This window comes from Aeromonas sp. QDB23 (genome assembly GCF_027707745.1).
GTDB lineage: Bacteria > Pseudomonadota > Gammaproteobacteria > Enterobacterales > Aeromonadaceae > Aeromonas > Aeromonas allosaccharophila.
In genome coordinates this window covers 1-13,255 of sequence record NZ_JAPCJA010000030.1, presented here as the reverse complement: position 1 = coordinate 13,255, position 13,255 = coordinate 1, and the positions used below count along the sequence as shown (strand labels likewise).

The 13,255-nt window shown below is 56.3% G+C and carries 10 protein-coding genes and 1 pseudogene; 1 reads left to right on the top strand and 10 read right to left on the bottom strand.

All coding sequences use genetic code 11. The features are described 5' to 3' along the window. Positions 1–15: 15 nt before the first annotated feature. From pdxH to PG888_RS13530, 5 genes are all read right to left on the bottom strand, one after another. Positions 16–654, bottom strand: a complete 639-nt coding sequence (pdxH, locus tag PG888_RS13550) for a pyridoxamine 5'-phosphate oxidase (protein ID WP_058052865.1) — start codon at positions 652–654, stop codon at positions 16–18. Between the two features lie 140 nt (positions 655–794). Next, entirely contained in the window at positions 795–1,130 is a 336-nt protein-coding gene (locus PG888_RS13545; RefSeq protein ID WP_182937937.1) for a hypothetical protein, read from the bottom strand. Then, complete coding sequence (locus PG888_RS13540; RefSeq protein ID WP_182939776.1) at positions 1,109–3,070, bottom strand: reprolysin-like metallopeptidase; 1,962 nt, start codon at positions 3,068–3,070, stop codon at positions 1,109–1,111. Before PG888_RS13540 ends, PG888_RS13545 begins: the two co-directional genes overlap by 22 nt. 251 nt (positions 3,071–3,321) lie before the next feature. Next, on the bottom strand, positions 3,322–3,651 hold the full coding sequence (locus PG888_RS13535) for a hypothetical protein (RefSeq protein ID WP_182937938.1): 330 nt from the start codon (positions 3,649–3,651) through the stop codon (positions 3,322–3,324). Next, a complete protein-coding gene (locus tag PG888_RS13530; protein WP_270693564.1) occupies positions 3,648–5,651 on the bottom strand; it encodes a reprolysin-like metallopeptidase in 2,004 nt (667 codons plus the stop codon). The genes PG888_RS13535 and PG888_RS13530 overlap by 4 nt, the downstream gene beginning before the upstream one ends. Before the next feature lie 222 nt (positions 5,652–5,873). On the opposite strand from PG888_RS13530, the gene PG888_RS13525 reads away from it, so the two are divergent. Next, a complete protein-coding gene (locus PG888_RS13525; protein WP_182937940.1) occupies positions 5,874–7,085 on the top strand; it encodes an RsmB/NOP family class I SAM-dependent RNA methyltransferase in 1,212 nt (403 codons plus the stop codon). 80 nt (positions 7,086–7,165) lie between these two features. On the opposite strand, the gene PG888_RS13520 is transcribed toward PG888_RS13525, so the two are convergent. From PG888_RS13520 to PG888_RS13500, 5 genes and pseudogenes are all read right to left on the bottom strand, one after another. Continuing rightward, positions 7,166–7,561 (bottom strand): RidA family protein, encoded by a 396-nt coding sequence (locus PG888_RS13520; protein WP_182937941.1) that lies wholly within the window; start codon positions 7,559–7,561, stop codon positions 7,166–7,168. Positions 7,562–7,631: 70 nt separating this feature from the next. After that, on the bottom strand, positions 7,632–9,926 hold the full coding sequence (pflB, locus tag PG888_RS13515; RefSeq protein WP_182937942.1) for a formate C-acetyltransferase: 2,295 nt from the start codon (positions 9,924–9,926) through the stop codon (positions 7,632–7,634). A 44-nt stretch (positions 9,927–9,970) separates the two neighbouring features. Next, positions 9,971–11,179 (bottom strand): propionate kinase, encoded by a 1,209-nt coding sequence (tdcD, locus tag PG888_RS13510; RefSeq protein WP_182937943.1) that lies wholly within the window; start codon positions 11,177–11,179, stop codon positions 9,971–9,973. A gap of 205 nt (positions 11,180–11,384) precedes the next feature. Further along, positions 11,385–12,719: a threonine/serine transporter TdcC gene (gene tdcC / locus PG888_RS13505; RefSeq protein ID WP_182937944.1), complete on the bottom strand. Its 1,335-nt coding sequence runs from the start codon at positions 12,717–12,719 to the stop codon at positions 11,385–11,387. 11 nt (positions 12,720–12,730) lie between these two features. Continuing rightward, a pseudogene (locus tag PG888_RS13500) lies at positions 12,731–13,186 on the bottom strand (pyridoxal-phosphate dependent enzyme); the annotation flags it as partial. Positions 13,187–13,255 lie beyond the last annotated feature (69 nt).

Sequence of the window (13,255 nt, the reverse complement as noted above, 5' to 3'; positions counted from 1 at the left end):
ATTTGAACAGCGCGATCAGGGGGCCAGACGCTCGATATGCCAGCCATCCCCTTCGCGGGTGTAGTAGAAACGGTCGTGCAGCCGGTGTTCGCCACCCTGCCAGAATTCCACCGTTTCGATCACCACCCGGAAGCCGCCCCAGAAGCTCGGCAGCGGCACTTCGCCATTGGCAAACTTCTGCTTGAGCTCGAGGAACTTGGCCTCCAGCACGCCACGGGCCGAGATGCGGGTCGACTGTTTGGAGACCCAGGCGGCGATCTGGCTATCCTTGGGACGGCTGTGGAAATACTTCATCACCTCGAAGGTGCTCATCTTCTCCACCCGGCCAGTCACATGAACCTGTCTGTCCAGCGTGTGCCAGGGGAAAAGCAGGCTGATACGGGGGTTGCCTTCCAGCTGCTGCGCTTTGCGGCTGCCCATGTTGGTGTAAAAGACCATCCCCTGGGCGTCGTAGTGCTTGAGCAGCACGGTACGCTGCCAGGGCTGACCCTCGGCATCGACGGTCGCCACCACCATGGCGGTGGGATCGGTCAGTTTGGCCTCACAAGCCTGCGCCAACCACTTCTCGAACAACACCAGCGGATCGCTCGGCAAGTCGGCCCGGTGCAGCCCGCCACGGGAGTATTCACGGCGCAGATCAGCAACATCCATCATCTTGATTTTCCTTCAAATAAATAATGGTTCCACGACCATCAAGAGAGTGACGCAGGCATTGTGCTCCGCCCGTCTGCCAGTGACAAGCCATAACGCAGCGGGGAGGCAACTGCCTCCCCGCTGTGCTTACCTGCACACTATTACCTCTCAATCGCCTCCGGCATGCACTTTTCCAGCATCCGCCGGTTATATCGGGTGGCATAGTCAATCCGTTGCTCGAACTCCGCCTCCTTGCCCATCTCAATGACATCACCGAACCCTTCCAGATAACGCACTCCGCATCGGGTCCTCGCTTCTGCTTGCAGTGACTCCACAACTCCCGGGGCCATACCGCCACGCCCGCCGCGCACGATGAGCCGATAATCCTGCGCGGCAAGGCTCTCCTCTATTGTCTCGGTCAGAGAGGCGGCCATAACCAGCCCTGTGCAGATATGCAAAAGCAGCAAACTGGCGACTAGCCGTAATATCTGCGCCATCCGGCTGCCCCTCCCATCAGGAAGATCACGATAAGACTCACAGCGCCACCACCACCGCCGCCCGCACTGTTGCCAGTAATGACGGTTGCACTCTCCGTCGTGGCCGACGCATTACCTTTTATCCCATTGATAGAGAAAAAAATATTATTGCTGCATGCCAACTTCAGCCTGGCCGTGCTGGTCAACGGTGCAGGCAACACCACACTGGCCGAGCCGTTATTGGCCAATCCGCTTGCCAGCGTCGTCCAGCTAGACCCGCCATTCTGTGTCAGTGCCAAATCCACGCGAGAGCAGTTAATGGGGGGCTGATCGGTCCCTGCAACATCCCATGTCACCATCTGGGTACTACCCGCCACCATGGTGCCGATCTGCGGGGCTGTGATGGCAAATGCCGCGCCGGTATTGATCACCTGAACCACCATTTCATCACTGCTCACCGCCCCCTGCCCATCGCGCACGGTAAGGCGGAACTGAAGGTTACGATTGGTCGCAGGCCACGCCTCTCCTTTGGCCAATACACCCGAGATCAGCGAGTTCATGGCGGGCAAGGTTCTACGGGGATCCGATGTCGGAGAGACAAAACGAAACAGCGGACGGGTTCCATCATCCATCATGGTCGCCACACTGTAGGACGCATTGCCAAGATCAACCTGCTCCCAGGTGTAACTCAGGGGATTACCGTCCAGATCCAGCGCGCTGCCGACCAGTGTGAAAGGGGTATTGGCGGGGATCACCCGATCGCCCCCCGCATCCACGACCGGCGCGTTATTGGCAAGCGCCAGATCTGTGCCGCAAGTGGGCAGAGAAACCATCAGGGTGCGCATCTGCTCGATCGACTTGCTGTGAAAAAAAGGCGCGCTGTTAACCTGCAGATTCTCTTCACCACAGATCCCGGCATAGGCCATGATGGTCGAGCCACTGCCCGGCTCCCAGGCTGAATCAGCCTTGCGACCCGTCGCACAACTGTCGGCTGTGCCGTTGAAAGAGTGTTCGGCCCCCAACTGATGCCCCAGCTCATGCGCCACATAATCAATAAAGAAGGCATCGCCGACAGGCGGTGAGCCCCCCGTCATGCCCCGTGAACGGCTGAAGGGGTTACACAGGGATCTCAGGGTCGCCACGCCGCCACCGGATGTCGCCAGCAGATGGCCCAAATCAAAGGTTGGATTTAACAAGATCCCCTGCTGGGTCTGATTGATGGCGATATCCTGGGTCGAGTTGGTGAAGGGATCCGTTGCCGGATCGGTGAAAATCACCTTGTCCGTATCGGCTGCAAGCTGAAACTCGGCACCCACATCACGGCGATAGACTTCATTGACCCGATTGAACAGTGTTGCAATAGCCGAGAGTGCAGCAACCTTGGTACCACCGTGATACTGGGTATATTCCCCGGTTGCCGAGATGGCGATGGTGTAGCGCTTGCGCAAATTGCCATCGACCAGCACGGCCCGCTCGCGATCGGCCCCCAGAGAATCCAGCACCTGATCCACATACTGTCGGCGCCAGGCATCCTGCTGCTCATAAACGGCATAGGAGAAACCGTCCTGAAGCGGATCGATGTAAAAGGTACGCCCCCGGTGAGTAAACATACCGTGAAAACCATGCATGGTGACATCGAATCGACCGGTATCCGTGGCCTGATCGATGGCCTTGCCATTGTAGGTATTGATAGAAGGGTAACGTAGGGCCAACGCGTCAGGGAGCAGGGCATTGGGATGAACATCAAACTGCACCGTAGTGCCATCGGGTAGCGGCAAGGTCAACACACTGGCAAGATGCCCGGGTTCAAAAGGCTTGTCCGGAACGACCACTCTGACCTTGTCAGCTCGCACATCATAGACGCCCCCCCTTGCCACGCTCTCATCCATGAAGGTCCACTGGGGTTCTGCCGCAACCTGAACAGACAAACTGGTGATAATCACCGCAATGCCATGCTTCATAGAGCCTCCTTGCCCTACCTTGGTGATCCCAAGTATGGTGCAGCGTAAATGGCCGTTCTGCGTGACAGACAGAAAAGAAAATCCGCACAAAACCGCTATCACGCTTAAAAATCCTGCTACTACCGATCTCCACACCTCCGGTGAAACAAGCGGACTCCCTTCAAAAACGGAAAAAATGAAGGCGCCATTGGCGCCTTCACGGATAACCTGGGGGCAGAAGTGCCCCTCATCTGGATGGGTATATTGACGTATTACTGCTTGTCAGCACCCGATGCTGCCGGGCAGTGCGTCACCATGAGCTGGTTATACTCGCTGGCATAAGCACTCAGCCTGGCATGTGCCTCTTTCTGCTCGGGTCTTATCACATCACCCAACCCATCCAGATAACGCACGCCGCAGCGTGCCTTGGCTGAGGCCTGCTGCTCGGCTGCAATACCGGGGGCGAACTCTCCCCGCCCGGCTATTACTATCAGGCGGTAATCCTGCTTGGCGAGGTTTGCACTCAGCTCCTGTTTCAGCGTGCTGGCATCGGCCTGACAGCCACCTAGCATAGCAAGCAGCAACAGGGGAATTACCCTCATGTGCGCCTCCGTTGCCAGCCGAGCAGCGCCAGTGCCAGCGTCCACAATCCGAGCGACCCGCCACCACCACCGCCACCTGAATTAGAGCCACCTTGCACCAAAGGCAGTTTGAGGGGGCTGATGGCAAAGAAGATGTTGTCGCTGCAAGCCACTTTCAGCCTGACGCTGCTGGTGAGATTGGCGGGCAGCGTCACCGTTGCAGCGCCATTGTTGGGCTGACCGGCCGCCAGGGTTGTCCAGCTCACACCCTCATCCTGGGTCACCGAGATGTCCACCTTGCTGCAACTGATAGGAGCCACCATGGTGCCCGCCACATCCCATGCAATGGACTGACTGCCCCCCGGCGTGAGAGTGACCCCGGAAAGTGGGCTGGTGATACGAAATGCCGCGCCGGTATTGTTCACCTGCACTTTCATGTCATCGCTGGCAACGCCACCCTGACCATCGCGCACCGTCAGTCTGAAATTGAGATCCCGATTGGTGGTCGGCCAAGCTTCACCTTTGGCTAAAGTACCGGAGAGCAACGATGGCAAGCTTGGCAAAATCCGCTCGGCAGAACGGGTGGGGGAAACAAAGCGAAACAGCGGCCGGGTGCCATCGTCAACCATGGTGGCGATGCTGCTCGATTCGTTGCCCAGATCGATCTGCTCCCAGTTGTAGAGCAGAGGATCACCGTCAAGGTCCGCTCCCGCCCCCTTCAGGGCAAATGGCGTATTGGCCGGGATCACATAATCGCTACCGGCGGCAGCCTGCGGGGCATTATTGCTCAACGGGAGTGTGGTTCCGCAAGTCGATACGGTCGCCATGTGCGCACGCATCCGCTCGATGGATTTGCTATGAAAATAGGGATCGCTGTGCGGCTGGATATTCTCCTCACCGCAGATGCCGGCATAGGCCATGATGGAGCTGCCACTGCCCGGCTCGAACGCCTGCCCGGTGGCCCGGTTGCCCCCACCACAACTGCCCGTTGTACCGTTAAAGGTGTGATCGGCACCGAACTGGTGGCCAATCTCATGGGCCACATAATCGATAAAAAAAGCATCCCCTACGGGGTCTGACGAACCCGTCATACCTGACGACTTGGCCCCGTAGGCGTAATAAGGCGGCATGGCATCAACACATAACACACCCAACCCCGCCAAGCCTCCGCCACCGGTGTTGAGCACATGGCCGATATCAAATGCCCCCAAATCCCCATCAGCAAAGGCCTGCGCCTGCACATCGACGTTGCGATCCGCATCCGCATCGGTGTTAACAAAGGGATCGCTGACCGGATCGGTAAAGATCACACTGTCATTACCGCTGGCCAGCACGAACTCGGCCCCCACGTCGCGCTGATAGACTTCGTTCACCCGGTTGAGCAGGGTAGTGATGGCCGCCAGGGCCAGCACCGTGGAGCCACCGTGATATCGGGTGTACTCACCGGCTGCCGAGATAGCGATGGTGTAACGCTTGCGCGCATTGCCATCAACCTGCACTTTGCGCACCAGTTTGCTGACACCCGGCCCGATTACCTTGTCGGCATCCTCTTCCAGACGGCTATGGGCATCCTTCTGGTAATAGACGGCATACCCTTCGGCATTGCGCAGCGGATCGACAAATACCATCTGGCCCTGATGGCTGAACATGGCGTGGAAACCCTGCGGCCCCAGATCGAAGCGCCCGGTATCGACCGGATGTGCCGAGTTGTAACCCTTGAAGGTGCGGATCTGCGGATACTTGGCTGCAAGGTCTGCGGGCAGCACGTCGTAGGCTTCCAGAGCAAAGGTGACCTCCCCCCCATCGGGCAGCGGCAGGGTCAGCTCACTCGCCCCGGCTTGCAGTCCGGCAAAATAGTCGAGCGGCACTTTGGCGACCCGGAACTGATGGGCCCGCACCTCATAACCCTCGTCTGCTGTTGCTCTGGCGGCAACCGTGCCCCATTCGCTGGCCATCAGGCTGGTTGAGCCCAGCATGCTGGCCATCAGCAAGGCCACCGTAGAGTATTTCGTCACATGCATTGTTTTTAGTCCTTGTATTAATGCAATCGCCTGAATTGCGGCCTGTACTTTATTTTTATTCGGCCACATCAATACAAAGCTGAAGCAACCCTTTCCACCATTCCCGAGTGGGAGTGTTGCGCCAACCCCGTCTAACCCCTATCATTGCGCGGATTTGTCAATTTTAGAACTGCCCCTCTTCACAAAGGTGCGGTTCATCTTTATCTGGCCAAGGTTAATCTCATGCTCAAATCCCCACTGTTGCCCCGTTTCGGGGATCTGGTCGTTGCCATTGTTGACGATGTGCTCGGTCAGGGTCTCACCCTGGATCGCGCTTATGCCCGTCACTTCTCCGGTATCGAACTCAAACCGCAAGAACAGGCAAGGATTGCCCTGGTCACCGGCGACCTGCTGCGTCGTCTCAGCCTCTATTGCTTCCTCACCGGTATTCAGGTGCGTCAGGCCGAAAAGAATGTCTGGCCGCTGCTGCACAGCTGGCACGCCTTCCACAAGATTGCCCAGCCCAACAACCCGACCCTGGATCGCTTCAATGAAGATGCCTTCCGCCGCCGTCTGACCGAGGCGAAGAAGAACCCGGTATTGATGGATGGTTGCCCGAGCTGGCTGGAGAAACTCGGCAGCGAGCAGCTGGGTGAAGCCTGGCCTGCCGAGCGTGCCGCCCTGGCCTGGATGCCCAAGCGCTACCTGCGGGTCAACACCCTCAAGTGCACCCGTGATGAGCTGCAAGCCATTCTGGCCAAAGAGCAGGTCACCACCATTCCGGTTGAAGGTGTGGAGACTGCCCTGCAGGTCACCTCTGACGCCGCCCTGTTCCGCACCAAGGCCTTTGCCGATGGCTGCTTCGAACAGCAGGACGCAGGCTCCCAGCTGGTTGCTGCGGCGCTGGAGGTCACCCCGGGCATGCGCGTCATCGACGCCTGCGCCGGTGCCGGTGGCAAGACCCTGCACATCGCCGCCATGATGCAGGGCAAAGGCCGTCTGCTGGCAATGGATGTGGAAGAGTGGAAGCTGGAGAACCTCAAGCAGCGTGCCCGTCGCGCCGGTGCCCACAACGTGGAGACCCGGGTCATCACCAGCAGCAAGACCGTCAAGCGCCTCAAAGAGAGCGCCGACCGCGTACTGCTGGACGTGCCCTGCTCCGGTCTGGGCGTCCTCAAGCGCAATCCGGATGCCAAGTGGCGTGATACCGCCGAGCGTCTGCCGGTGCTGGTCGCGCTGCAAGAAGAGATCCTGCAGCGTTACAGCCAGATGGTGAAGGTAGGCGGTCTGCTGGTCTATGCAACCTGCTCCATCCTGCCGCAGGAGAACCGCCAGCAGGTGGACAAGTTCCTCGCGGCCAACGAGAACTTCCGTCTGCGTGACGATCACACCGTGAGCCCGTCCGAGACCGGCTTCGACGGTTTCTACATGGCTCGTATCGAACGGATCGCCTGATCTGCCCGATGACCAGATAGAAAAAGCGGCTGCCAATGGCAGCCGCTTTGTTTTGGCGTGCTGACACCTTCCGATGGGGGCTACAGCGCAGCAATCGCCTCAATCTCGATCTTCACATCCTTTGGCAAGCGGGCCACTTCCACGCAAGAGCGCGCCGGATACATGGCATCGTGCTTGGTGAAAAAGTCGTTGTAGACCTGATTCACCGCAGCAAAGTCGTTCAAATCCGAGACAAACACCGTGGTCTTGATGATGTTGCGCACCTGGCCGCCTGCCGCTTCGATAATTGCCTGAACGTTTTGCAGCGAACGCAGGGTCTGCGCCTCGATGCTCTCCGGGATCTCGCCACTCACCGGATCCAGCGGGATTTGGCCCGAGGTGTAGATCATGTTGCCGGTCACGCTGCTTAAGGTAACGCCCTGCACATAGGGGCCGATGGCACCCGGTGCCGCTTTGGTACTGATAACCTGTCGCATCTTTAGCTTTCTCCTTGATTTCATATAAGTGGTCAGCCCGGAGCAAACCCGCTCACTCCGGGCACATCAATCAGATCATGTTGGTGAAGGTTCTGGAGATGACATCCTGCTGCTGCTCGCGGGTCAGGGCGTTGAAGCGCACCGCATAACCGGAGACCCGGATGGTCAGGCTGGGGTACTTGTCCGGATTGTCGATGGCATCCAGCAGCATCTCGCGGTTCATCACGTTGACGTTGAGGTGCTGACCCCCTTCCACATCCCGCTCATGGTGGAAGTAGCCATCCATCAGTCCCACCAGATTGTTCTCGCGATTAGCGGGCTCCTTGCCGAGCGCCCCCGGCACGATGGAGAAGGTGTAGGAGATCCCGTCCTTGGCATATTTGAACGGCAGCTTGGCCACCGAAGCGAGCGACGCGACCGCCCCCTTGCGATCCCGACCGTGCATCGGATTAGCCCCCGGGGCAAACGGCGCACCAGCGCGGCGACCATCCGGGGTATTGCCAGTCTTCTGGCCATAGACCACGTTGGAGGTGATGGTCAGGATCGACTGGGTCGGCACCGCATTGCGGTAGGTCGGCAGCGCCTGGATCTTCTTCATGAAGCGCTCGACCAGATCGCAGGCGATGGAGTCTGCCCGCTCGTCGTTGTTGCCGTACTGGGGATACTCCCCCTCAATCACGAAATCGACCGCCAGCCCGTCCGCATCGCGCACCGGCTTGACCCTGGCGTACTTGATGGCCGCCAGCGAATCGACCGCCACCGACAGACCGGCAATGCCGCAGGCCATGGTGCGATAGACGTCGCGATCGTGCAGCGCCATCAGGGAGGCCTCGTAGCTGTACTTGTCGTGCATGTAGTGGATCAGGTTCAACGCGCTGATGTACTGCACCGCCAGCCAATCCATAAAGCTGTCGAGGCTGGCCATGACGGTCTCGTAATCCAGCACCTCGTCCATGATGGGCGCCACTTTCGGGCCAACCTGGATTTTCAGCTTCTCGTCCACCCCACCGTTGATGCAATAGAGCAGGGTTTTGGCGAGGTTGGCGCGGGCGCCGAAGAACTGCATCTGCTTGCCGATCACCATGGGGCTCACGCAGCAGGCGATGGCGTAGTCATCGCTCTCGAAGTCGGTGCGCATCAGGTCATCATTCTCATACTGCAGGGATGAGGTATCGATGGAGACGCGGGCCGCATAGGTCTTGAAGGCACGTGGCAACCCTTCCGCCCAGAGGATGGTGAGGTTGGGCTCGGGCGCAGGCCCCATGGTCTTGAGGGTATGGAGGTAACGGAAAGAGTTCCTGGTCACCAGCGTGCGACCATCCAGCCCCATGCCACCGATCACCTCGGTGGCCCAAATGGGGTCGCCGGAGAAGAGGGAGTCAAACTCGGGGGTACGCAGGAAGCGCACCATGCGGATCTTCATGATGAAGTGATCGACCAGCTCCTGGGCATCCTGCTCGCTGATAAGCCCCGCCTTCAGATCCCGCTCGATATAGATGTCGAGGAAGGTGGCGGTGCGACCGAGGGACATGGCCCCGCCATTTTGCGACTTCACCGCCGCCAGATAGGCAAAGTAGAGCCACTGGACTGCCTGCTGGGTAGTGCGGGCCGGGGCTGAAATATCACAGCCGTAGCTCGCCGCCATCTGCTTGATCTGCACCAGTGCCCGCTTGTGCTCAGCCAGCTCCTCACGCTGACGGATCACCTGCTCCAGATTCTCGCCACGTTCGAGGGCCGGTTGCAGATCAGCGAACTGCAGCTCCCGCTCACGGATAAGATAATCTATGCCATAGAGTGCAACCCGACGATAATCTCCGATAATGCGACCACGGCCATAACCGTCCGGCAAACCGGTCAAAATTCCCGATTTTCGGCAGCGCAGCATCTCGGGTGAATAAACATCAAATACCCCCTGATTGTGGGTTTTGCGCAATTCGCTGAAGGTATATTCAAATTCGGGATCCATCTCCCGACCATATGCCTCAAAAGAGCTTCTGATCATATTTACACCACCAAACGGGTGCAGCGCTCTTTTTAGTGGTTTGTCGGTTTGCAGGCCAACGATTTTTTCCAGCCCCTGTTCGATATAACCGGGTCCGTGAGCAGTAATGGTCGTGGCAATATTGGTATCAAAATCAACCGGCGCATGGGTGGCATTCTCGATGCGGATCCCATCCATCACCTTGCTCCACAAGGTGGTGGTCGCCTCGGTGGCATCGGCCAGAAATTGTTCATCGCCTTCATACGGGGTATAGTTTTGCTGAATGAAATCACGAACGTTGATTTCATGTTTCCAGTTTTCACCGGCAAAACCTTGCCATGCCTGGATATAACTATCCTGCTCCAATTGCACATCAATTTTCATTCAATAAACCTCGTTCACGATTCATGACATTACAGTTGAAATATTCAGACACACTCGACCTGACGGATCTCTTGACCCAGGCGAATGGCATCCAGCGCAATCATTTTTTCTTCATTGGTCGGAATGACGGCTGCAAATATTGCCGAAGCGGGTGCAGAAATAATCCGGCATCCCATGGCATTGGGTTGTTTATTCAACGCTTCGCTCATGGCGATGCCAAATACCTGCAGCCGTTCACACACCAGTTTTCTGATAAACGTGGAGTTCTCGCCAATACCGCCGGTAAAAATAACGGCATCAAGTCGGCGCAATGAGGTGGCATGACCGCCAATATGGCGGGCAATACGGTGGACAAAGGCGTGGATCGCCAGTTTAGCGCCGGGGTGCCCTTCGTGATAAGCCGCCTCCAGCACCCGCATATCGGAAGAGAGACCGGAAATACCGAGCAAGCCGGAGTGCTTGTTCAATACCCGCTCGATATCTTCGATGGATTGCCCGGTCTTGCTGGCGATATAGGCCAGCGCACCAAAGTCGATATCACCGCTGCGACTGCCCATAATCAGCCCCTCCAGCGGCGTCATCCCCATCGAGGTATCGACGCTCTTGCCATCTTGTACCGCGCAAATAGAGGCTCCATTACCGAGATGAGCGATGACCAGACCGGCATCGTTGCCATTCAACCCAAGGAAGGAGACCGCCTGCTCGGCGACATAGCGATGAGAGGTGCCATGGAAGCCATAACGGCGCACACCGTAATCCTGCAAATATTGATAAGGCAGCCCATAGATATAAGCTTCCGGCTTCAAAGTCTGGTGAAAGCCGGTATCAAATACCGCAATTTGGGGTTGTGTCGGAAATAGCTGACGAGCCGCCATCACACCGCTCAGATTGGCGTGATTGTGCAGGGGGGCCAAGGGTGACACCTGCTTTATTTTGGCCAAGACATGTTCATCAATGATCACAGCTTCGCTAAATTCACTGCCACCATGCGCAATCCGATGACCAACCAGCACAATCGCATCCAGCAGATCCCGTTTTTTCAATTCCGTCGCAATGGCAGCCAATGCACAGGTGTGGTTATTTTCAGGTAATGACATCGCGGGCTCTTTACCCACTTGCAATTGGGGATGGGCCGTCTCAATACCATCCGCCATACCGGATATCACCACCTCACAGGATTGACTCTCCAGTACCGAGAATTTGACCGATGAGGAGCCGCAATTGATAACCAGAACCAACGAATCAAACTTCATTACATCGCCTCGAGATTAATAGTGTCGAGTCACTGCAGTCAGGGCATGTTTGCCACAGTGTTTACACCGACGATCAAATAACGGATAGCCTTGCCGACGGCACAAATAATGAGTACCAACAAAAACCGGTTATTGATCACGTCTGACTGCACCATCCAGACCCCGCCAAGGGGCCTGAATGGTTAATGACTTGCAGAAAAGGTTTTCAGAACAGCTTGGAAACAATATTCAGGATGGTCAACACACCGATGATGGTGACAAACAGGTTGCTGGCCTGACCTTTATATTTTGCCAGTGCCGGTGTCTTGCTCACCGCATACATCGGCAGCAGGCAGAGCAGAGAAGCGATTATTGGCGCACCCATTGCTTCAATCAGGTCAAGGATGTTCGGGTTGACATAGGCGACCAGCCAGGTGGAACCCATGATGAACAACATACTGATCATGTTCAGCTTCTTCAAAGATACCTTGTTCTTGTCACCTTGATAGCCAAAGCGGAGGATCAGGCCGTTCAACCCTTCCAGCGTCCCCAGGTAGTGGCCGAAGAAGGACTTGAAGATGGCAACCAGCGCAATAATGGACGCCGCATACTCCAGCGTGGTGGCAAACGCAGACTTGCTGCCAGTCATCGAGGAGAAGTGGTTGGCCAGATAGGAGAGCACAGGAATATTCTGGGCCTTGGCTTCCGCCATATTTTGCGGCGACAGGGTAAACAGACAGCTGAAGGCGAAAAACATCACCACGGCAACCATCAGCATGCTGGCACCAGAGATAATTTTGGAGCAGCGCTTCTCGGTAAAATCGCGACCAAACTCGTGCTCATACTCTTCCCGCTTGGAGACAATGAAAGAGGAGACAATTGGCGAGAAGTTGAAGGAGAAGACCATGATGGAGATGCCAAGCCAGACGGTAACCAGAATACCATCGTGACCGAACATGGATATTTCACTCAGGTTGACCTGATCAAATACTGCGCTGTTCCAGTAGGGCACCAGCGACAGGGAGATAACGATCAGGCTGGCGATAAAGGGAAACACCAGATAGCTCATCACCTTGACCATCAGATCCTTACCGAAGTAGATCACAAAGGCCATCAACAGCAGAAGTCCAAGAGCAACAACACCCCGATTGAGCGGAACCAGTTGCAGTTGATGTTCCCAGAACGCCATAAAGGTATTGGTAATGGTGACCCCATATATCCAGAGCAGGGGGCAGATGGCAAAGAAGTAGAGGAAGGTAATCACCACACCGCCCATCTTGCCGAAATGCTCTTCGACAGTTTCGGTGATATTGGCGGAAGGATTACTGCCGGAGAGGCATAATCTGGCAAGAGCCCGGTGACAATAAAATGCGATGGGATAGGCCAATATCATCATAATCAATATCGGGATCAGACCACCATATCCGGCCCGGATCGGGAAAAATAGTACTCCGGCACCAATTGCCGTACCGAACAGACCCAACCCCCAAGTGGTATCAGATTTACGCCAGGCACGCGTATTCTCTTTACTATTACTGGTCGCAACACTGTCTAATATCATGACTGCATTCCTTACAGGCTAAATTGACGAATATTGTTCTGTTCGATAATTTCAGCAATTCGGGTCAGATCGATGTTGCCACCAGAAATAATGCTGACGGTTTTTTTACCTGCTACGTAATGTTTCAGCTTGCCGCTGAGCAGCGCGGCAGAGGCAAGTGCACCCGCCCCTTCCGTAATGATTTTATTACGCTGGATCATGTCGACCATGCTGTGACGAATATCGTCCTCGGTAACCAGCACAATATCGTCCACCAATTGCTTGACGATTTCGAAGGTCAGCGAACCGGGTCTTGCTACATCACAACCATCTGCCAACGTGCTGCTGGTTCTGTGATTGGTCATGGTACCGGCATAGAAAGAGGCCGCCATGCCGTGCACATTTTCAGATTGCACACCGATGACCTTAATGGTCGGATTGATGGATTTGATAGCCATGGCAACGCCAGCAATCAAACCACCCAGGGCGAGAGCGTGAACATATTGTTAAATTGACTTCAATTCAGCCAGCCCTGAATCCAATACCTTTTCCAGATA